General features: G+C 71.3%; 15 protein-coding genes. 7 read left to right on the forward strand and 8 right to left on the reverse strand.

Annotated elements, in window-relative coordinates; translation table 11 throughout:
- Nucleotides 1–67 precede the first annotated feature (67 nt).
- Genes pcaG through pcaC form a run of 4 tightly spaced genes read left to right on the forward strand, consistent with a single transcriptional unit; the run spans nucleotide 68 to nucleotide 3,255 of the window.
- Nucleotides 68–661, forward strand: coding sequence for a protocatechuate 3,4-dioxygenase subunit alpha (gene pcaG, locus MTES_RS08300; RefSeq protein ID WP_013584793.1), 594 nt, complete (start codon nucleotides 68–70; stop codon nucleotides 659–661).
- Nucleotides 651–2,075 (forward strand): lyase family protein, encoded by a 1,425-nt coding sequence (locus tag MTES_RS08305; protein ID WP_013584794.1) that lies wholly within the window; start codon nucleotides 651–653, stop codon nucleotides 2,073–2,075. Before pcaG ends, MTES_RS08305 begins: the two co-directional genes overlap by 11 nt.
- Nucleotides 2,072–2,854, forward strand: coding sequence for an alpha/beta fold hydrolase (locus MTES_RS08310; protein ID WP_013584795.1), 783 nt, complete (start codon nucleotides 2,072–2,074; stop codon nucleotides 2,852–2,854). Before MTES_RS08305 ends, MTES_RS08310 begins: the two co-directional genes overlap by 4 nt.
- The gene (gene pcaC, locus MTES_RS08315) at nucleotides 2,854–3,255 is read left to right on the forward strand and encodes a 4-carboxymuconolactone decarboxylase (protein ID WP_013584796.1); all 402 of its coding nucleotides are present in this window, start codon (nucleotides 2,854–2,856) and stop codon (nucleotides 3,253–3,255) included. The genes MTES_RS08310 and pcaC overlap by 1 nt, the downstream gene beginning before the upstream one ends.
- Before the next feature lie 66 nt (nucleotides 3,256–3,321).
- Here pcaC and MTES_RS19535 read toward each other — a convergent pair whose 3' ends face one another.
- The 3 genes from MTES_RS19535 to MTES_RS18465 are packed head-to-tail and all read right to left on the reverse strand — an operon-like array spanning nucleotide 3,322 to nucleotide 6,607.
- Entirely contained in the window at nucleotides 3,322–3,972 is a 651-nt protein-coding gene (locus MTES_RS19535; protein WP_013584797.1) for a TetR/AcrR family transcriptional regulator, read from the reverse strand.
- A gap of 17 nt (nucleotides 3,973–3,989) precedes the next feature.
- Nucleotides 3,990–5,426 carry a GH39 family glycosyl hydrolase gene (locus tag MTES_RS19295; protein WP_050901773.1) on the reverse strand — a complete coding sequence of 479 codons (1,437 nt, stop codon included), beginning with the start codon at nucleotides 5,424–5,426 and terminating at the stop codon, nucleotides 3,990–3,992.
- Between the two features lie 17 nt (nucleotides 5,427–5,443).
- Nucleotides 5,444–6,607: an FAD-dependent monooxygenase gene (locus MTES_RS18465; protein WP_013584799.1), complete on the reverse strand. Its 1,164-nt coding sequence runs from the start codon at nucleotides 6,605–6,607 to the stop codon at nucleotides 5,444–5,446.
- Between the two features lie 199 nt (nucleotides 6,608–6,806).
- Between MTES_RS18465 and MTES_RS08330 the strand changes: the two genes are divergently transcribed.
- Genes MTES_RS08330 through MTES_RS08340 form a run of 3 tightly spaced genes read left to right on the forward strand, consistent with a single transcriptional unit; the run spans nucleotide 6,807 to nucleotide 10,558 of the window.
- Nucleotides 6,807–8,117, forward strand: coding sequence for a C-glycoside deglycosidase beta subunit domain-containing protein (locus tag MTES_RS08330; protein ID WP_013584800.1), 1,311 nt, complete (start codon nucleotides 6,807–6,809; stop codon nucleotides 8,115–8,117).
- A 9-nt stretch (nucleotides 8,118–8,126) separates the two neighbouring features.
- Nucleotides 8,127–9,599 carry a C-glycoside deglycosidase beta subunit domain-containing protein gene (locus MTES_RS08335; RefSeq protein WP_013584801.1) on the forward strand — a complete coding sequence of 491 codons (1,473 nt, stop codon included), beginning with the start codon at nucleotides 8,127–8,129 and terminating at the stop codon, nucleotides 9,597–9,599.
- Nucleotides 9,596–10,558 (forward strand): alpha/beta hydrolase, encoded by a 963-nt coding sequence (locus MTES_RS08340; protein ID WP_013584802.1) that lies wholly within the window; start codon nucleotides 9,596–9,598, stop codon nucleotides 10,556–10,558. Before MTES_RS08335 ends, MTES_RS08340 begins: the two co-directional genes overlap by 4 nt.
- A 335-nt stretch (nucleotides 10,559–10,893) precedes the next feature.
- Here the strand turns inward: MTES_RS08340 and MTES_RS08345 are convergent, their stop codons facing one another.
- From MTES_RS08345 to MTES_RS08365, 5 genes are all read right to left on the reverse strand, one after another.
- On the reverse strand, nucleotides 10,894–11,832 hold the full coding sequence (locus MTES_RS08345) for a LysR family transcriptional regulator (RefSeq protein ID WP_013584803.1): 939 nt from the start codon (nucleotides 11,830–11,832) through the stop codon (nucleotides 10,894–10,896).
- 101 nt (nucleotides 11,833–11,933) lie between these two features.
- Complete coding sequence (locus tag MTES_RS08350; protein WP_013584804.1) at nucleotides 11,934–14,081, reverse strand: glycoside hydrolase family 3 N-terminal domain-containing protein; 2,148 nt, start codon at nucleotides 14,079–14,081, stop codon at nucleotides 11,934–11,936.
- Nucleotides 14,078–15,541 carry a family 43 glycosylhydrolase gene (locus MTES_RS08355; RefSeq protein ID WP_013584805.1) on the reverse strand — a complete coding sequence of 488 codons (1,464 nt, stop codon included), beginning with the start codon at nucleotides 15,539–15,541 and terminating at the stop codon, nucleotides 14,078–14,080. Before MTES_RS08355 ends, MTES_RS08350 begins: the two co-directional genes overlap by 4 nt.
- 70 nt (nucleotides 15,542–15,611) lie before the next feature.
- The gene (locus tag MTES_RS08360; protein WP_013584806.1) at nucleotides 15,612–16,898 is read right to left on the reverse strand and encodes an ABC transporter substrate-binding protein; all 1,287 of its coding nucleotides are present in this window, start codon (nucleotides 16,896–16,898) and stop codon (nucleotides 15,612–15,614) included.
- A gap of 161 nt (nucleotides 16,899–17,059) precedes the next feature.
- A complete protein-coding gene (locus MTES_RS08365) occupies nucleotides 17,060–20,209 on the reverse strand; it encodes a glycosyl hydrolase (RefSeq protein WP_013584807.1) in 3,150 nt (1,049 codons plus the stop codon).
- Between the last annotated feature and the right edge of the window lie 28 nt (nucleotides 20,210–20,237).

The following is a 20,237-nucleotide window of genomic DNA, read 5'->3' on the forward strand; positions in this document are numbered from 1 at the left end:
CATGACGACGACACCGACGCACGGCGTGGTTCCTGAGCCTGTCGAAGGACGAGCAGGAGGGCGACGAATGATCCCGCCGAGCACCGCGGCCGAGCCCGCGCGCGTTGCCCCCGCCAAGACCCACCGCGCGACCCCCGGGCAGACCGTCGGTCCCTTCTTCGCCTACGGCCTGGAGTACCCGAAGCAGCACGAGGTGGTCTTCCCGCACTCGCCGGGGGCGATCGTGCTGGGCGGCACCGTGTTCGACGGGGCGGGTGCTCCCGTCCCCGACGCGCTGGTCGAGATCTTCGGGGCGGATGCCGACGGCTCCGTGCCGCGGGCGCGCGGCGCGTTCCGTCGCGACGACCACACGTTCACCGGCTTCGGGCGCGCGTTCACCGACGACGAGGGGCACTTCGAGTTCTGGACGCGCGAGCCCGGTGGCATCCAGGGTCGACCCGGTTTCTACGCGGCGATCGTGTTCGCCCGGGGGCTGCCCGACAAGCTGCACACCCGGATCTACGTGCCCGGGGACGAGGCGGCGCTCGCCGCCGATCCGCTGCTGTCGACGCTGACGTCGGAGGAGCGCGCTAGCCTCGTCGCGACGCGTACGCCCGGCGGTGATCTCACGCACGACATCCGGCTCCAGGGCGAGAAAGAGACGGTCTTCCTTGCCTTCTGAGCCCTTGCCGCACATCGACCTCGGTCTGCTCTCGCCCGTGACCGTCGGGCACGACCTGTTCGTGTCGGACGGGTTCGTGCTGAACGAGCTCGTGCGCGCCGAGTGTGCGCTCGTGGCCGCGTACGTGGAGGTGGGCGTCGCCCCGCGCGAGGCCCGCCGCGACATCGACCACGTCTTCGGTCTCGACGAGAAGTACAGCCACCTCACTCGCGGCCTCGACGTCGACCGCCTCATCGCGGAGTCGGTGAGCGGGGGCAACCCGGTGATCCCCCTCGTCGGCATGCTCAAAGCGCAGGTGCCGGCCGAGCACCGCGGGTGGATCCACCGCGGGGCGACGAGCCAGGACATCCTCGACACGGCGCTCATGATGGTCGTCCGTCGCGCGATGGGACAGGTGCGCTCGTCGCTGAACATCGCGGGGCAGTGGACGCGGCAGCTCGCCGCGGCCCACGCCGACGACGTCGCGGCGGCGCGAACCCTGACCCAGCACGCCGTCCCCACGACCGTCGGGGCGCGGGCGGCGACGTGGGCCCGCGGGATCGAGCGGGCGGTGAAACGCATCGATGCGCTCGAGTACCCCGCGCAGCTCGGCGGAGCCGGCGGCACGCTCGCCTCGTTCGTCGAGATCACCGGGTCGGAGGAGAGGGCGGCGGCGCTGCCCGCGGCGTTCGCCCGGGCGACGGAGCTCGACGTCCCCGACGCGCCGTGGCACGTGACCCGGTGGCCCATCACCGAGATCGGTGACGCGATCGTGCAGGCGCTCGACGCGCTGGGGAAGTTCGCGGGCGACGTCGCGACCCTCAGCCGCACCGAGGTCGGCGAGGTGTCAGAGGGCGTGGGCGGCGGGTCGTCGGCCATGCCGCAGAAGCAGAATCCGGCGGAGGCGGTGCTCATCCGCTCCGCCGCCCTGCGTGCGCCGCAGTTGGCGGCGACGCTGCACCTCGCGGCATCCCTCGCCGTCGACGAGCGTCCGGACGGGGCCTGGCACGCCGAGTGGCCGACGCTGCGCGAGCTCGTGCGGCTCGCGCTCGGGGCGACGCGGCACGCGGCCTCGCTCGCCGCGCACCTGCGGGTGAACGTGTCCGCCGCGGAGCGCAACGCCGACCTGACCCGAGGACGCCTCGTCAGCGAGCGGTTGCGCGGCGTGCTCGTGCCGTTGATCGGGGCGGAGCGTTTCGCCGAGCTGCTCGCGGGTGACGACGACCTCGCTCTCGCGCTGCGGGCGCTGCCCGAGACCGCGGGCCTGGACGTCGATGCGCTGCTCGACCTGCGTGCGTACGTCGGCCTCGCGCCGCGGCTGGCGCGGGGCGGCGGCGGGCCCAGCGGCGGCGGGCCGGGCGCTGGCGCCGAGACCGCACGCGATGACCGAGACCGCACGGGATCGGATGCCAACGGATACGGGGTGCACGAATGACTGCGGTGTCGCTGATCTCGCTGACCGAGCCGGTCGGGCCCGAGGGCGCGCCGCTCGTCGTGCTGGGGCCCTCGCTCGGGACCTCGACCATCCTCTGGGAGGACGTCGTTCCGCTGCTGGCCGACGACTACCGCGTCGCGGCGTGGGATCTCCCGGGGCACGGCGCGGGGCCGCTCGCTCGGGAGGGCTTCACGGTCGCCGACCTCGCGGATGCCGTGGCGGATGCCGTCCCCGACGAGACGTTCCTCTATGCCGGGGTCTCCCTCGGCGGGGCCACCGGGCTCGAACTGGCCCGTCGCCATGGCGATCGGGTGCGGGCGGCCGCGATCGTGGCATCCGGAGCCCAGCTCGGCGACCCCTCCGCGTGGGCCGACCGGGCGGCGCAGGCCCGGGCGCAGAGCACGTCGAGCCTCATCATCGCCTCGGCGCAGCGCTGGTTCGCCCCCGACTCGATCGCGCGTCGCCCCGAGCTGACCGGCCGCCTGCTGCACGCGCTGCAGGATGCCGACGACGACAGCTACGCGCGCTGTTGCGAGGCGCTCGCCGCGTACGACGTGCGTCCCGTGCTCTGCGACATCGCGGTGCCGGTGCTCGCGGCGTGGGGTGCGTTCGACGCCGTCGCGCCCGAGACGAAGGCGGTCGAGATCGCCGAGGGCGTCCGGGACGGCCGCACCGCGCGCATCGAGGAGGCCGGGCACCTGCCGCCCGCCGAGCAACCCGAGGCCGTGGCGGCGCTGTTGCGCTCGTTCTTCGCATCCGTCTCTCGAAAGGACGCCTGATGGCCACCGACCAGGAACGTCACGACCAGGGGATGGCCGTGCGCCGCGCCGTGCTGTCGGACGCGCACGTCGACCGCGCCACGGCGGCGACCACCGACCTCACCGCCGACTGGCAGGACTTCATCACGCGCGTGGCCTGGGGGGACATCTGGTCGCGCCCGGGCCTCGACCGGCGCTCGCGTTCGGTCGCGGTACTGAGCTCGCTCATCGCGCACGGGCACCACGAGGAGCTCGCGATGCACCTGCGCGCGGCCCTGCGCAACGGCCTGACGGTCGACGAGATCCGCGAGGTGATCCTGCAGTCCGCGATCTACTCGGGCGTCCCGGCGGCCAATACGGCGTTCCGGATCGCGTCCGAGGTGTTCGCGGCGGACCCGGAGCACGGACAGAACGCCGACTGATCGTCCCGGTCGAGCCGAGCGCGGCGACCGGCGCTCCGGCATCCGGAATCGCCGTCCGAGTCGCGGTCAGGCCGGGGCGATGACCAGGTACACCGTGTGCGCGACGCGCTCGAGCAGTTCGTCCCAGTCGTACGCCCCGTCGGGGGTCGCCGTCGCGGTGACGCCGAGGCCGAGGTACCGCACGCACAGGCTGTAGAAGATCTCGAAGGCCCACTCCGCGGTCCGCTCGGAGAGGGCGACGCCGTGGTTCTCGGCGCAGCGGCGGAGCGCGCGGACGAAGACAGCTTGCCCCGCGTCGCCGGACTGGCGTCCGCGCTCGAGGATCGCGCCGTCGTCCACGCCGAGGAGGAAGAAGGGCGACAACAGGTCGCGGTCGCGCCGCAGGATGTCCGCGTAGGCGGTGACGATCTGCGCGGTCGCTTTCGCGAAGCTCGGGGCTTCCCGCCCCGCCTCGCCGACCTGCTCCTCGGTCTCCCGGTCGAGGCGATCGAACTCCTGGCTCTGGACGATGCGCAGCAGTTCCGCCTTGCCGGCGACCCGGCCGTAGATCGCCCCGATCGACACATCGGCCCGGGCGCTCACCTCGGCCAGTGAGAACTGCGCGGTTCCGCGCTCCTGGAGGAGTTCGAGCGCGGCGGCGCGCACCTTCGCGAACGAGTCGCGGCTGCGCTGCTGCTTGGGCTCCGACAGGCCGCTGACGGTCGGTCGTACGGACACGGCTCCCCTTCCCGCCGTCAGACGCTCAGTTCGACGAGGAACGCGGACTGGGGCGGGAGGGCGACGTCGAGGTGAAGGGTACCGCCGTCCGACACCGTCACGTCGCGGGGGCCCTCCACCTCTCCCGTCAGCGAGGTGATCGTGACCGTTGCGGCGCGACCGGCCCACGGGAGGTTGTACAGCTCGATGCGGGCCGCGTCGACTCCCGCGGACGCCAGTTCCGCGCGCTGCGGCGGCAGGGTCAGTCCCAGCTCGATCCGCTGTTCGCCGATGGGGATGCGGAAGGTGAAGCGGTCCTCCTCGCGCGGGGCGAGAGCGCTGTCGGGCGCGACGTAGTTCGCCACGAGAACGCGCACGGTGTCGCCGTCGCGGCCGGCGATGCAGGCGAGTCCGGATTCGTCTCCGCCCGTGGCGGCGAGGCGACGACCGCGCATCGCCCGCCCGGCCAGGGCGAGCGCCCGGGATCGCTCGTCGGGTCGCCCGTCCACGTCTCCCACGCCGCCCGGGTCGACGAAGCCGTAGTGCGGGTCGCGGCCGCTGTCGGCGCGGAAGAAGAACGCGTGGTCGAGGACGGTGTCCTGCAGGGCGATCGCCGTCGCGGCCTGGAACGCGCCCTTCTCGGCGGCGGGCGCGGAGCTGCTCGGAACGGCGAGGTAGTTCCAGTAGCAGAGCGTCAGCTCCGTGTCGTTGAATCCGTGGCGGTCGAGCAGCGCCCGCAGGTCCTCGGCCACGTAGCGGTAGTCGAACGGGTCGCGGCTGCCGTCGGTGAACCAGAGGAACGAGAAGAAGTGGAGGGGCAGGTCGTTCTCGCGCACGAAGCGGAGGAAGCCCTCGCGATACGGCGCCTCGGCCTCGAGCGGGAAGGCGGTGGCGGGACCGCCGACGGTGAGCGTGGGATCGACGCGATGCACCGCCTCGCAGAAAGCGCGGTACATGGCGTAGAACTCCTCGGGCTGCCCGGCGAAGTGCAGGGGGCCGAAGTCGGGTTGGTCGCCGAACTCGTAGATGCGGATCGGTTTCGCCGGCCCGTTCGCCCACCCCTCGGAGAAGTGCCGCACGATGTGCTCGACGACGCGGCCGTACACCTCGACGTCCTCCGCCGGCAGCTTGTTCTGCGGGATGGAGCTCGCCACCGTGAACATCACCTCGGCGCCGATCGCGTGCACCGCCTCGACCCACTGGTCGGTCGCGGCGAAGTTGTAGCTCGCGGGGTCGTCGACGTCAGCGCTCCAGTCGGGGAAGAGGCTCGTCGGGTTGTCACGCGTGTCCAGGCGCGAGACCCAGTCGAACGAGCGCACGACCGTCACGCCCGCCTCGCGCCAGAGCGGCGTCATGTCGGGGAACTCGGGGTACGTCTCGACCGGGCCGGGCACGCCGCCGACGCCGTTCAGCGGGCGGAACGCGCTTTCGCGGGCGGCGTCCACGACAAGGGTGCGGATGGGGGTGCGCGACACGGTCGTCTCCTCGGGTCTCAGTACGGCATCCGCAGGAGGCGGTTCGCGTACTCGTTCGCGATCGGCTCGTCGTGACGGAGGTGGTCGATGCGCGCGCGATAGGTCTCCTCGGTGACGGAGTCGAACTCCTCGAGCATCGACTCGATCGAGCGCTCGTGCACGGCGCGCACGCGCGGGAGGCGGCGCTTCATGACCTCGAGCTGGGCGTCGAGCAGGGACTGGTCCTTCGCGAGCTCCTGCGCGAGCACGACGCCGTCCTCGATGCTCATCGCGGCTCCCGACCCGAGGTACGGGGTCATGGTGTGCGCCGCATCGCCCATGATCATCACGCGACCGCGGAACCAGGGGTACGGCACCCACACGGTCGAGTAGGGCGTGTAGGCGACGTTCTCGGCGTGGCGGACGTCCTCCAGGGCGTCGGCCAGGAACGTCGAGCCGCGCGTGAGGTCAGCGGCACGGTCGTGCATGATCTCGGCCATCTTGCTCGCGTCGTAGCGCGGTCGTCCCTCCTCGGCGACCGTGAGCACCATGTACATCGTGTCCTCCGACAGCGGCGTGAGCATGATCTTGCCGCCGTAGCCCTGACAGATGATCGGCTGCATGATCTTGCGGCGGTTGGGAAGCCCCGCGCGCCACGCCACCCCGCCCACCGGCCGGGGATCGTACTTCTCGCCGAAGTAGTCGCGGCGGATCTGCGAGTGCAGGCCGTCGAAGCCCAGGACGAGGTCGTAGTCGACCTGGTCGCCGCCGCTGAACGTGACCGTCGCCCGGTCGTCGTCCTGTGCGATGTCGGCGACGGTCGTGCTCATGCGGAACGTGCAGCCGTTGTCGCGGGCGTGCCGCGCGGCCAGCTCGAGGAAGGCGATCCGCGACATCGTGACGCACCCGGGGAGGCCCTCGTCCCGCGTGCCGTAGCTCATGGTGCTGAGGAGGTTGCCCTCGGCGTCGTAGTTGTCGATCCCCGGCGCGGGGTGCCCGATCTCGAGGACCTCCTCGAGCAGGCCGATCTCGCGCACCGCCCGCAGGCCGTTGATGCGCAGACCGAAGCCGACTCCCGCGACGCTGATCTCGGGCTTGTCGTCGATGACGTCGACGGATGCGCCGATCCGCGCCAGGGCGGAGGCGGTGGTGAGACCGCCGATGCCGGCGCCGACGATGAGGACCTTCAACGGGTGGGTCATGGGGTGCTCCTCTTCGAGCGTGGGCGGGAGTCGATCTGAAACCAGAACGATGGTTCGGATTCGGACGGTACCCGGGGCCAAGCGTCGCGGCAAGCGTCCGGCGCGTGCACCTCGTGGATGCGCGTCATCAGAACCCCTTATGTCTGATTGCAACAGAAGTCGGGTAGCGTCGGAGCATCCCACCACAGAAGGAGCGACGATGCTTCTCGAAAGAGACCTCATCCAGTCCGTCGGATTCCGCAACGTCCGCGAGGGCGGCGCCGGCGGCGAGATCACCGGCTTCCAGTTCCGGGTCCGGATGCCGTCGTACCGCGGCATGGCCGCCTCGCTGATCGACGGGATCGGCGTGAGCATCCCCGGTCTGGTCGACGTCGCCCCCGATGTGCCGCTGTGGACCCTGCAGGGGCAGCAGTACACCCTCGCTGAGCTGTGGGACGGCGACGGCGTGCGGTGGCCCCTCGAAGACGCGGCCGTCATCTTCGTGCCTCTGCCCGGCGGTCTCCCCGATGGTGTCCACGAACTCTCGATCGAGCTGCGCCTGCGCATGTCGTACATCCCGCAGGAGCACCAGCCGAGCACCTACCGCGTCACCAAGCACGTGACGCTCGCGCCCGAGGCATCCGGTGCCCCCTTCCGCTACGGCGTTTCGCTGTACAGCTACATGACCGACTTCGGCACCGTCATGGACCTCGAGACCGCCATGGCCTCGATCGCCGACCTCGGGGCGACGGGGCTGGAGATCCTCGGCGAGGCCCACATCCCGAACTACCCGAACCCGTCCGACGAGTGGGTGGAGCAGTGGTTCGCGCTCCTGCAGAAGTACGGCCTCGAGCCGACGAACTACGGGTCGTGGATCGACACGCGCCTGCACTCCAGCGGCCCCAACGGCCGCGACATGACGGTCGACGAGGGCGCCGCGGCGCTCCAGCGCGACCTGCGGCTCGCGAAGCGCCTGGGCTTCCGCTTCGTGCGGCCGAAGATCGGCGTCGTCTCGAGCGACCTGATCCCGCACCCGATCTGGACCGAGGTCGTCGAGGCATCCCTCCCGCTCGCCGAGGAGCTCGACGTCATCATCTGCCCCGAGATCCACTCGCCGACCCCCATCAAGCACGAGGTCGTCGACGACTACATCGCCCTGATCCGTCGCACGGGTACGAAGCACTTCGGCCTGCTGCTCGACACCGGCATCTTCCAGGACCGTCCGATCCCGCTCAAGCCCGGCGAACTGCCCGGGCAGCGCCCGGCGTTCCTCGACGGCATCCATGTCGACCCGAGAGACGTGTTCGACGTGATCGAGAACGTCGTGTTCATCCAGGCGAAGTTCCACGACATCGACGAGGAGCTCGACGACAAGCAGATCCCGTGGGAGCCGGTGCTCAAGGCCCTCAAGGACGCGGGCTACACGGGTTACCTCTCGAGCGAGTACGAGGGCGAGCGCGAGCCGTGGCGCTCGATCGAGCAGGTGCGGCGCCAGCACTCGTTGATGCGCCAGATCGCGGATCGGCTCTGAGGACACGCCATGCCCAACGGACTCATCCACGATGACAGCCTCCGCACGCACCCCGACGGGCTCGCGCTCCGGCTGACCATCCCCTGGTACCGCAGCCTCTGGCTCTCGTCGGTGACCTCCCTCGCGCTCACGGTCGACGGGAAGGAGGTGGATGCCGACGACCTCCGCGTCGCGTTCGGCGACACCTCGTACCGCCTCGACGAGCTGCCCGAGCAGAGCGAGCGGCTCTGGTTCCTGCAGGAGCACCCGCTGCTCGTCGCGCGGCGCGCGGACCCCGTTTCGCTCGGTGAGACCCACGACGTCGTGCTGCACGGCGAGCTGCGGCTGCCGTACATGCAGATCGCGCCCGGGTCCGACAGCGGCCCGGGGATGTACGTGCCGAACGTCGTGCACGACGTGAAGACCTTGACGGTCGCCGACACGGATGCCGCGCCCCCGGCGCTCGTGACCGAGGTGGCGCCCCCGCCGCCCGCGGTGGACGGGGATCCCTTCCAGCTCGGCCTGACCCTGTACTCGGCCAGCGCGGAGTTCCGCGCGGGATGGTTCGACTTCGACGGGCTGCTGGACCGGGTTGCGGAGCTCGGGATCGGTCCGGGCATCGAGATCGTGGCATCCCAGATGGTGCCGACGTACCCCGTCGTCGGCGACGACTTCGTGCGCACGTGGCGCGCGGCCTTCGATCGACACGGGTTCGTCGAGAGCTCGTTCGGCGCCAACCTCGACATGGGTCGGCGGCGCGACCGCGACATGACGCCCGACGAGGAGTTCGCCTTCTCGAAGCTCATGTTCGAGGGGGCGAAGAAGCTCGGCTTCCCGCTCGTGCGCATCCAGAGCGCGAAGCCCGAGCTGCTGCGGCGGCTGCTGCCGATCGCCGAAGACCTCGAGCTCAAGCTCGCGTACGAGATCCACGCGCCCATGGGCCCGAACGCCGAGCCGATCCTGCGCGTGCGCGAGACCTACGCCGAGCTCGACTCCCCGCTGCTGGGCTTCGTCGCCGACTTCTCCTCCACGATGCACGCGATGTCGCCGACCCTGCTGCGTGCCGTGCGCCGCGCGGGCCTCGACGACGAGGCGGTGGCGAAGCTGCAGGAGATCTGGGCGACGGATGCCACGATGCAGGCGCGTCAGCAGGAGTTCCTCGGCTACCTCCGCGCGCGCGACTTCGACCCTGGCCGCCTGGGCTCGTTCGCGCACCTCGCGTTCAACATGCACGGGCACGTCGACCCGCGCGAGTGGGCCGACATCATGCCGCAGATCCTGCACGTGCACGCGAAGTTTTACGACATCGACGACAGCGGACAGGAGCCCGCGATCGACTACCCCGAGCTCGTGCGCGTGTTCGTCGAGGGCGGGTACCGCGGGTTCTGGTCGAGCGAGTGGGAGGGTCACGCGTTCGCCGAGCTGGGCGAGGTCGATCCCTTGCTGCTCGTGCGGCGGCAGCACGATCTGATCCGGTCCGCGATGCGGGCGGTCGCGGTGTGACCGACCTGCGTGCGCTGCCGTTCCGTGAGATGCTCACTCACCTCCGGGAGCACGGCGAGCCCGCTGATCCGCGCGACGACATCGACACGGACTCGCTGAAGCGCCGGTTCCCGCGCCTGGCGGGAGTCGAAACGCGTGACCTCGCGGTCGACGGCGCCCGCGGGCCTCAGCCGGCGCGGCTGTACCGCGACCCCTCGGTCGCACCGAGCGGACGGGCCTTCGTGTGGGTCCACGGCGGCGCGTTCGTCGGCGGGTACCTCGACATGCCCGAGTCGCACTGGGTCGCCCTCGAACTGGCGTCGCGCGGCATCCCGGTCCTGGCTCTCGACTACACGAAGTGCCTCGGCGACGTGCACTTCCCGGTGCCGTCCGACGACGTCTTGGCGGGGTGGCGCCTGGCCCTCGAGAACGCCGAGGAGTTCTTCGGCGTGAGACCGGATGCCGTCGTCCTCGGCGGCGCGAGCGCCGGGGGCAACCTGGTGGCCGGTGTGTCCGCGCGGCTGCGGGACGGTGCGGGACCCGCGCCGGCCGGTCTGGTGCCGGTGTATCCGGCGCTGCATCCGAACAGTGCCGCGCCGGGGGAACCGCTGGACCCCGATGCGCCGATGGGGCGGATCTCGCTCAACTTCGCCGGGCCGACCGGCATCCACGATCCGTACGCCTTTCCCGGCCTCGGGCGCGGTGACGGATTCCCGCGCACGCTCGTCGTCGTGTGCGAGCTCGACGAGCTCCGTCCCTCGGGCGAGGCCTTCGCGGAACTCGTCCGCGCGGCCGGGGGAACGGTGGACGTGCACCTCGAGCCCGGTGCCGGGCACGGGCACATCAATGAGCCCGCGGACCCGACCGCTCTGCCGACCGTCGAGGCGATCGCCGCGTGGATTCGGCGGCTTCCCCTCGACGGAGACGCGCGGCGCGGGGCGCACGCCCCTACGAACGGGTGTGAACCTGCCTGTGGATAACTCTGTGGAGAGGTGTGCGTAAACCGCCATTCTCTGTGCAGATACCCTGTGGAAAACCCTCGCCCCGAGCGAAGCTTCGAAACTACACCGGCGTAATTCCGGGGCCTGTGCGGAGTGCGGGAACGCCGCGGTGGGCGGGGACCCGAGATCGATTGAGTGTCCAGAACACCCGGACGTTCGACGAAATCGTCCGGGTGTTTTGGACATCGAAGGGGGCGGGGGCACGGGCCCGCGGGTGCGTGCGTGGGCGCCGAAGGGGGCGAGGGGGGCGAGGGCCCGCGGGTGCGTGCGTGGGCGCCGAAGAGGGCGAGGGGCGCGGGCCCGGGGGCGCGGAGTCAGTGCGGGGCGTGACCGGCGGCGATGACGCGGCCGGCCTCGGCGAAGAGGCCGCGCATCCACTCGTGCTCGGGGTCACGGTTGTGGGACGGATGCCACCACAGCGCGCTCACGATCGGCGTCGCCGCGAACGGCAGGGGCACGACGCGGATGCCGCCGATCCTCAGCAGGTGCGGAGCCAGAGCCGACTGCACGAGCCCGACGCGGCGGGTGCCGCTGACGAAGTGGCCCACCGACAGGAAACTCTCGAGGACGACCTCGATGTGCGGCTCGACACCGAGCTGCTGGATCTGGCGCGCGGCCGAGGTGAAGGCCGACCGCGACTGGAAGGTGAGGACCCAGGGCATGTCGGCGAGGTTCTGCATGGTGAGCGTGTCGCCGACCTCGTCGTTGTCGTCGGCGACGACGGCCAGCCAGTCGTCCTGCCAGAGGTCGAGGTAGGGCAGCTCCGACACGGGGCCGTGCGGGATCACCATCGCGTCGGCGGAGCGCAGCCGGTTCGCCGCGTCTTCGACGATTCCGGGGTTGTGCAGCATGTAGCGGAAGCGCACGCCCGGCGCTTCCTGGGCCGCGAGCTGAGACACCACGGTGCCGACGGTGACGAAGCCGTAGTCGGAGCCGTAGATCGAGAACTCGCGCGTCGACTCCGCCGGCGACCACGACGCCTGACTCTCGAACACGCGGCGGGCGGCCTCCAGAGCCGTGCTCGTGTGGTCGGTGAGGCGGATGGCGAACGGGGTCAGTTCGTACGTGTTGCCGCGGCGGGCGAGGATCTGGTCGTTGAAGTGGGTGCGCAGTCGCGCGAGCGACGCGCTCAGGGCCGGTTGGCTGAGATGCAGACTCTCGGCCGCGCGCGTGACGCTGCGCTCGGTGAGCAGGGCGTCGAGCGAGACCAGGAGGTTCAGGTCGAGGCGGGAGAGGGCTGCGTTGTCGGACACGTCGTCGTGTTCTCCTCGTGCCGGGTGGAACGAATGGGAACCCCGAGCGTATCAATCCGGTCGATGGAATGGCGGAGAATATTCCTGATCGTGATCCGGTGTCAGAGCGCCTCGACCCCCACGAGCCGGGTCGTCGCGAGCGTGCTCCCCACGTGCAGCTCGAAGCGCCCCGGTTCGACCCGCCACCCCTCCGCCCACAGGGCGAAGACCTCGCGCGGCAGAGCGATCTCGACGCTCGCCGTCTCGCCGGCATCCAAGGTCCGCCGGCGGAAGCCGACGAGACGCCGGACGGGCTGCGTGACCGAGGCGACGACGTCGCGCAGGTACACCTGCACCACCTCGTCGCCGCGCCGGTCGGAGGTGTTCGTCACGTCGACCCGGACCGTCAGCACCGTCTCGTCGAGAGAGCCGGTGGCGGCGAAGGCGGATGCCGAGACCTCGGGCCCGCCGTGGGCGAAGCGGGCGTAGCCCGACCCGTGGCCGAAGGAGTACTGCGGCCCCAGGGGCAGGTCGAGGTACTTGGACGTGTACTTGTCCTGCACATTGCCGGGGCCGTGGAGGCCGACGTCGTGGTGCTCGGCCGTGAGGGTGCCGCCCGTGGAGGCGGGGCGGCCGGTGTTCTCGTGGGCGTAGGGGATCGGGATCTGCCCGACCGAGCGCGGGAACGACATCGGCAGGCGACCGGAGGGCTCGGCGTCACCCAGCAGGAGGTCGACGATCGCCGCCGGGGCTTCGGTGCCCCCGTGCCACACGACGACAGCGGCCGCCACCTCGTCGATCCAGTCCACGACGACGAGCGGTCGGCCGGTGACGAGCATCACGACGGTGGGCGTGCCGGTGGCGGCGACCGCGCGGATCAACGCCTCCTGCCGACCGGGGAGGCGCAGGTCGCTTCGCGAGGCGGCTTCGCCGGAGAGGGCGGAGGGCTCCCCGGCGAGGACGACCGCGACGTCGGCGGCGGCCGCCGCACGGACGGCTGCCGCGATGCCGTCGTCGTCGGGTGAGAGGAAGTCCACGCCCTCCTCGACGGCGATCTCGAGGTCGGGGCGGCGATCGGACAGCTCGTCGACCACGGACCCCGCGCGGGCACCGAAGAACTGCACCCACGCGCCGAGGTGGTCGGTCGACGTGGCGTACGGGCCCGTCAGCAGCACGCGGCGCGGCGCGACGAGGGGGAGGGTGCCGTCGTTGTGCAGCAGCACGCTGCCGCGCGTGGCGGCGGCGCGGACGAGCGCGCGAGAGGCGGCATCCGGGGTCGTGATCTCGGCATCCGGATCGACGTAGGGGTTCTCGAAGAGGCCGAGCGCCTCCTTCACACGCAGCACGCGGCGTACGGCGTCGTCGACGCGGCCGGGATCGAGACGTGCGAGTTCGTCGCCGGCGAGGGTGAGTGGAGAGCCGCCCATCTCGATGTCGAGCCCGGCCGCGTACGCCTGGCGGACGGCATCCGCGAGGTCCTCGGCCACGCCGTGCGGCACGAGGTTGGCGACACCCTCGGCATCTCCCACGATCACGCCGTCGAAGCCCCATTCCTGCTTCAGAACCTCGGTCAGCAGGCGCCGGTGAGCGTGCATCGGGATACCGGAGACCGACGTGAACGCGGCCATCACGGACGCGGCTCCCGCGCGCACCGCCGCCTCGAAGGGAGGAAGGTGCACGGTGCGCAGAGCGCGCTCGCTGAGGTCGGCGCCGTTGTAGTCGCGACCGCCTTCGCCCGCGCCGTAGCCGACGAAGTGCTTGGCGGTGGCGGCGATGGCATCCGGAGCCGAGAGATCGTCGCCCTGGTACCCGCGGACCATCGCGGCCACGAGCAGCGAGGTGAGCCACGGATCCTCGCCGAAGCCTTCCGACACCCGCCCCCAGCGCGGGTCGCGCGAGACGTCGGCCATGGGAGAGAACGTCCAGGTCACGCCGCCCGAGCGTGCCTCCGTGGCTGCGAGGTGCGCGAGGGAGCGGACGAGCTCGGGATCGAAGGACGCGGCCTGCGCGAGCGGGATCGGGGCGATCGTGCGCTGGCCGTGGATGACGTCGAGGCCGACGAGCAGGGGGATGCCGAGGCGCGTCTCCTCCACCGCGACGCGCTGCAGGGCGTTCGTGGCTTCGGCCGACGGCGGCCAGAAGGTCGAGCCGATGCCGCGGCGCACCAGGGCGGCGGCGTCGTCGGGGTGGGGGCGGAAGACGATCTGCAGTTGGCCGATCTTCTCCTCCCACGTCATCCGGGCGAGGAGCTCCTCGATGCGGGCGCTCACGACAGCGGCCGGTAGGTCACGGAACGGAAGCGGGCAGAGCCGCTCCCGGTCGCGTACAGCGCGGGGCGCAGGCTCAGCAGGTCGCCGACGGTGTTGGCGTGGTAGCCGGAGACCTCGAAGCGCAGGCCGTGGCGGGTCCAGTCGCCGCCGGGTTCGCGGTAGTGGATCTCGACGATGTGCTCGATGTTGCGGATGCGCAGCTGCAGGCGCCGGACCGCGGGCGCGGGCTCCGGCCGGTGGTGCGGGTGCCCGCCGAAGTACGTGCGCATGCGCGCGCCGTCGATGCCGACGCCCACGTACAGGCGGTCGTTGAAGAAGAGCAACAGGCCCGCCTCGGTGTCGTCCCCCAGGACGTCGACGTCGGCCTCGATCTCGTACGAGTGATCGGGTGCCATCGTGACCAGGGGAGACGTGTCGGCGGGTGAGGTGCCCTTCGCCGCGAGCACGAGACCGTCGTCGAGGGCGAGTCGGTCGGCCTCTCCGGGCCCGGGGGCGTGGAACGTCCACCGCTCGCCCGAGGGGAGCGCGGAGAAGTCGTCGGTCCAGCGCGCGGGCTCCGCCTGCGGGGCGGCTCCGGTGGGCGCGTCGAGGTCGCCGCCGACGTCGTCGGCGCCCACGGGCCACCCGTCCTCGGTCCACGTCACGGGCTCGAGCAGGATCTGCCGGCCGAGCGTGCGGTAGCCGTTCTCGTAACCGTGCGAGAGCATCCACCAGTCGTCGCCCGCGGGCCCGGGGACGATCGTCGCGTGCCCGCGCGACCACCAGGCCTGCGCGGCATCCGTCGTCCGGGTCACGGGATTGTGCGGGCTGTTCTCCCACGGCCCGTGGACCGAGCGAGACCGCGCGGCGATGACCATGTGCCCGGTGGGAGGACCGGCCGTCCCGCCGACCGCGCTGACCAGGTAGAACCAGTCATCCTTGCGCAGCAGCTTGGGGCCTTCGAGAGCGTAGGCCTCGGTGATCCAGGCGTCCGGATAGTGCCACCCGTCGTAGACGTGCTCCAGCTCGCCGATCGTCGACAGCCCGTCGTCGCTCAGCGCGATGCGGCGGATGCCGTTGGTGAAGAGATAGCGCGAGCCGTCTTCGCCCACGACGTGGCCGGGATCGATCGCACCCCGGATGCCGAGATCGATCGGCTCCGACCAAGGGCCCTCCATCGCGTCGGCGTGGATGACGAAGATCGAGGGTTCGGTGAGGGAGGACCAGGGGGCCGGGATGAAGGGGATGTAGATGAAGAAGCGCCCGTCGACCTCGGCGATGTCGACCGCGAAGGTGACGCCGACGGGGGCGGGGAGCGCGGCCGTGACGTACTCCCAGGTGACGAGGTCGCGGGAGCGGTAGAGCAGCAGGCCGGGGGCCGACTCGAACGAGGAGTACGTCATCCAGTACTCGTCGCCGACCTTGATGACGGCGGGATCGGGGCGGTCGCCGCCGAGGACGGGGTTGCGGAAGGTGGTCATCGCGGCTCCTGATCAGGGAAAACGGCGGCCGGCTGCCGCCCCGAGGGGCGACAGCCGGCCGGTTCGGGGATCAGCCCCAGGCGGTGTCCATGTCGGCGAGAACCTGGTCGACCGTCTTCTGGCCGGTCAGCAGGCCCTGGACGCCGGCGCCGAGGGCGTCGTAGACGCCCGGGTTCGGCCACGCGGCGTTCGGCAGGCCGGTGTAGGAGTTCGACTCGAGCAGCGAACCGATGTTCTTGTACTGCGGCAGGAGCGTGTCCTGCGAAGCGCCGACGATCGGCACGCCGCCGAAGCTGTCGGCGAAGGTCTTCGCCTGCTCGGGGGTGGCGACCCAGTCGAGGAAGTCCTGGATGAGCTTCTTCTTGGCGTCGCTGGCCTTGGCGTTGACGCCCCAGGCGTAGTTGGCGGAGGCGAGCACGAAGGGCTTCTGTCCGGCGGAGGGCGGGAAGCTCTGGACCGTGAGGTCGGCGCCGGTGGCGGCACCGATCGAGCTGGCAGCGCTGCCGGGGACGGCGGCCGAGAGCGAGGTCCCGCCTCCGAGGCCGGCCGTGATGTTGTCGAACGTGCCGCCCGCGGCGCCGTCCTGGAAGCAGCCCGCGCTGTTCATGTCGACGAGGTCCTGCAGCGTCTCCTTCCAGCCGTCGCTGTCGGCGAAGGTGACCTTGCCGTCGGCGCGCTGCTGGTTCCAGTCGGGCTGAGCCTCGTAGACGCGGGTCGCCGAGATGAGCTGAGCCATCAGGCCGGTGTTGAACGTGATGGCGCCCGCGAGAACGGTGAAGGTCTTGCCCGCGTCACGAGCGGTCTTGCAGTCCGCCAGGAGCGAGTCGTAGCTCTCGGGGTACTCGGTGAGACCGGCTTCCTTCGCGGCGTCGTTGTTGTAGACGAGGCCGACGGGGATGAGCGCCGTGGGCTGTCCGTAGACCTTGCCGTCGACTTCGTACTGGTTCTCGGCGTTCGCGGGGACGAGGCTCTCGGACGTGCCGCCCAGCGGGGCGAGCAGTCCGGCCTCGGCGAGCGAGATGACCGAGATGGGCTGGCCGGTACCGGGCGCGAGGATCATCACGTCGGCGGCGTTGCCGGCCTGCAGCTGGGTCGTGACCTGCGTGTTGTAGGCCTCGGAGGGGTAGGGGATGACCTCGATGTTGAGGCCCTTCTCCTGCCCGTACGCCTCGAGAGTCTTGGCGTAGGACTGGTCGTCGTCGTTGGCCTGAGCGACCATGACGGTGAATCCGTTGGCGCTGTCGCCGTTCCCCGAGTCGCCGCTGTTGCCCGAGCATCCGGCGAGGATGAGAACACCGGCGAGGGGGGCTGCGAGCAGGGGAAGGCGGAGGGGCCGAAGCGAACTGTGCTGTGGCATGGACGAACCCTTTCGTGACTTCTTTGTCTCCAGCCCCGGGTAGTGGCTGGTACGGCTTCGTAGCCGCGAATTCAGGGTGACACACATCTGTCGGTTTTCGACATTAGCTTTGCTGATGCCGGGCAATAGTCCCAGCGATTCGCCCGGGAAAACTTCCCTGATCAGGGCTTACAGAGAAGAGTCACGGGCCCGGAGATGCCCGCCGGACGAGGAACGGCGTCGACCGAGAACACCTGTGTCATCGGGGCGAAGATCTCGCTGGAGGGGTGGGTGGCCTCGGCGATCAGCCGATTGCGCCACGGCACCGCCACCTCCACACGCACCTGGTTCACCCCTTCCTGCCACGCGGCGGAGACGTCGACGCGGTACGGAGCGGTCCACGCGATCCCGCAGTCGGTCCCGTTCACCCGCACGCGGGCGACCCCGTGCACGGTGCCGAGATCGAGCTCGGTCGGGGTCCCGGCATCCGGTGTCGACAGCTCCGCGCGATAGACCCCGATGCCGGAGAAACCGCGCGCGGCGGCGCCGTCGTCCGTCCAGGGGTGCGGGTGCTCACCGTGCGAGACCGCAGGGATGCCGGGGAGCTCGACGCTCCACTCCCCCTCGGGGTTGATCGTGCGCCCGGGGGAGGCGTCGTCGGCCCCCGTGCCGTCGACGACGAACACCGAACCGAACGCAGGGAGAGTCACGTCGACGCGGCCCTCGGCGGCGGAGGGTGCGTGACGCGTCCGACGGACGGGGTCCCAGATCTCGACCGGGCCCGGCACTCCCGTGAGTGTCACCGTGACGGGGTCGCCCGACGGGTTGGCCAGGAAGTCCACGCGACGATCGCCGACGATGCGGGCGATGCGACGTACCTGCGCGCCGGTCACGGGCCGCTCGGGAGCGCACCCGAGTTCGGCCAGTGCCTGACCGAGGTCGTCCGTCTCGACGACGCCCGGTGACGCCCAGACGCGCGCCACGAGCGCGGTGAACTCCTCGGCGTCGTCGCCCAGCGACGGCGTCGTCTCGGGGCGGAGGCCCACGAGAGACGCCCCCGCGTCGACGAGGGTGGCGAGCCGTCGCAGCGTCGGGACCGTCATGCGTCTGCTCGACCCGCCGAGGAAGAGAAGCCGGTAGCGCGAGTGCCCGGCGACGAGGCTTTCGCCCTCGACCTGGAGGATGTCGAGCCCGTCGACGCCGAGATAGTCGAAGTCGAAGCCGGCGGGCACAGTGTCGTCGAGGCGGTGTTCGTACAGCCCCGTGACCGGAGCCTCCTCGCCGACGAAGACGGCGACATCGACGGCGGGGCGTCCCGCGGCGAGCAGGGCCGAGCATCGCGCGAGGTAGTCGATCCAGGGCCGTGCCATGTCGGCCCACGTCTCGTGCCGGGTGAAGGCCTGACCGAGGAACGGTGCCAGCGCGATGCCCGGCGGAGGAGTGGATGCCGGCTGGTGCGGCGACGTGTGCACGCAGAAGCGCGTGACCCCCAGTGCCAGCTGGAGGTCGGCGACGTGTTTGAGGTTCGACGGCATCCATCCCCAGGGATCACCGAACGACGTGAAGGCTTCGGCACCGGTCCAGGTGCGCCCGTGGACGTGCGCGACCGAGGAGGCGCCCTTGAGGTCGGCGACGTACGTGGGCTTCGGGCCCGCGGACGGGTCGAAGGTCCACATGGCGCCCATCGGCACGTCGGCGGGACCCCGCATGGCGAGGTCGTCGCCCCACTGGGGACGACCGTCCTCCAGGGCCTCGGCGTAGTACGTCATGCCGCGCGCGTGTGCTTCGGTGGCGAGGGTTCCGTAGTACTCGCGCGCCAGCAGCTCGCCGAGCGTGCGCCGATAGTCGGCGAGGAACCCGTCGCTGGCCTCGGCGCCCTCGACGAGGTACCCCGCGAGCGTGGGCAGCCACGCGGTGGGGTCGTAGCCCCGCGCGGCGGCGAACCGCTCGGCGATGGCGTCGGTGAAGTTCTGCGCTCCGGCCTCGATGCTGTCGCTGAGGAGCGCCGTGAACCGGCCGGTGCGCGGTCGGTACCGCTCGAGGTGGGTCTCGAGGTACGCGGCGACGCGGTTCCCGTCGAGTTTGTCGACCTCGAGCCCGGTCGAGACAGCGGGGGCCGGGCCGTTGGTCTGTCCGGTGGGTGACGCGCCCAGGCGCAGGATGCGCCAAGAGCCCGGGGGGATCTCCCCGCGCAGACGTTCGCCGTCGAAAGAGGTCGTGAGGTCGATGACCGTCGCGGGGTCGATCGCGGGGGAGTCGGGGTCGGCGACCGAGTCGAGGGCGTAGAAGTCGGGCTCGACGCCGAAACCAGCCTTCGTCTCCGCATGATGGACCCGCGCCGCGGCGAACAGCGCGAACTCGCTCACCTCGAACGCGTCCGCACGCCGCAACACCGGTGGCATCCGGACTCCCGGAGCCATGGTCGGCAGCGCCTCGCTCGCGCTCGCGCCCGACAGCAGCAGGCGGAAGCGACGGGCGGTCACGGCGGGGAAGCTCGCGGTTCGCGCGACGACGGTCGTGGGCTCGAGGCGCACGAGGTCGTGAAAGCCGGCGCCGTCGTCGACCTGCAGGACCGCGAGCGGCGGGGGCGCGGCGCCGAAGCCCCGCGGGCCGGGCAGGCCCAGGGTGACGGCGCGCACCGTCACCGGCTCGCGGAACACCGCCTCGATCGCCGCCTCCGACCAGGCGTCGGGGTCTCGGGGCAGACGGATGCCGGGACCGAAGGCGCCGTCGATGAGGGTCGCGCCGTCGATCGCGACGCCGTCGACCCGGTAGCTCGCGGGTGCGAGCGGCAGCTGACCCGCGGAGGCGGGGAAGGCCACCACCCGCCAGTCGGCGCTCCACCGGGGCGAGCCGTCCGCGCCGTGGCGCGGGGCGTCCTGGAACCCGCCGGCGGAGTCGGGGAGCGGGGGAAGCGCGACGTCGATCCGGCCGCCGTCGACGACGACCTCGCTCCACACGACCTTCTTCATCGCGTCGACGGGTGCGACCCACGGTCCGCCCGACGCGCTCCACCCCGCCGAGGTGGCGATGGCGATCTCCATGTCCAGGCGCGCCGCGGTCGTGACCGCGGCCTCGATCGCGTCGTCCCACTCCGGCATCCCCGGATGCCGAGGAGCGCCGACGACCGACGGCATCCCCATCCCTCCGTCGAACAGGTGCACTCCGCGCACGCCGATCCGGTGCAGCCACTCGAGGTCGGCGACGGCGCCCTCGGCGTCGGCATTGCCGTCCATCCAGTGCCACCACGCGCGCGGGCGGGCCTCGTCGGGCGGGTCGACGAAGAGGTTCCACAGGTCGTCGGGGGAGGAGTTCGCGGGGCTCGGGCTCACTGCCGCATCCTTGCAAGATCCCGGCGTT

The sequence above is a fragment of the Microbacterium testaceum StLB037 genome (genome assembly GCF_000202635.1).
Taxonomy (GTDB): domain Bacteria; phylum Actinomycetota; class Actinomycetes; order Actinomycetales; family Microbacteriaceae; genus Microbacterium; species Microbacterium testaceum_F.

Excerpts from the sequence above, each read along its gene's own strand:
- MTES_RS08355 (WP_013584805.1), bottom strand. The coding sequence starts at position 15,541 with ATGACCACCTTCCGCAACCCCGTCCTCGGCGGCGACCGCCCCGATCCC.
- MTES_RS08330 (WP_013584800.1), top strand. The coding sequence starts at position 6,807 with ATGCTTCTCGAAAGAGACCTCATCCAGTCCGTCGGATTCCGCAACGTC.
- MTES_RS18465 (WP_013584799.1), bottom strand. The coding sequence starts at position 6,607 with ATGACCCACCCGTTGAAGGTCCTCATCGTCGGCGCCGGCATCGGCGGT.
- MTES_RS08335 (WP_013584801.1), top strand. The coding sequence starts at position 8,127 with ATGCCCAACGGACTCATCCACGATGACAGCCTCCGCACGCACCCCGAC.
- pcaG (WP_013584793.1), top strand. The coding sequence starts at position 68 with ATGATCCCGCCGAGCACCGCGGCCGAGCCCGCGCGCGTTGCCCCCGCC.
- MTES_RS08360 (WP_013584806.1), bottom strand. The coding sequence starts at position 16,898 with ATGCCACAGCACAGTTCGCTTCGGCCCCTCCGCCTTCCCCTGCTCGCA.
- pcaC (WP_013584796.1), top strand. The coding sequence starts at position 2,854 with ATGGCCACCGACCAGGAACGTCACGACCAGGGGATGGCCGTGCGCCGC.
- MTES_RS08310 (WP_013584795.1), top strand. The coding sequence starts at position 2,072 with ATGACTGCGGTGTCGCTGATCTCGCTGACCGAGCCGGTCGGGCCCGAG.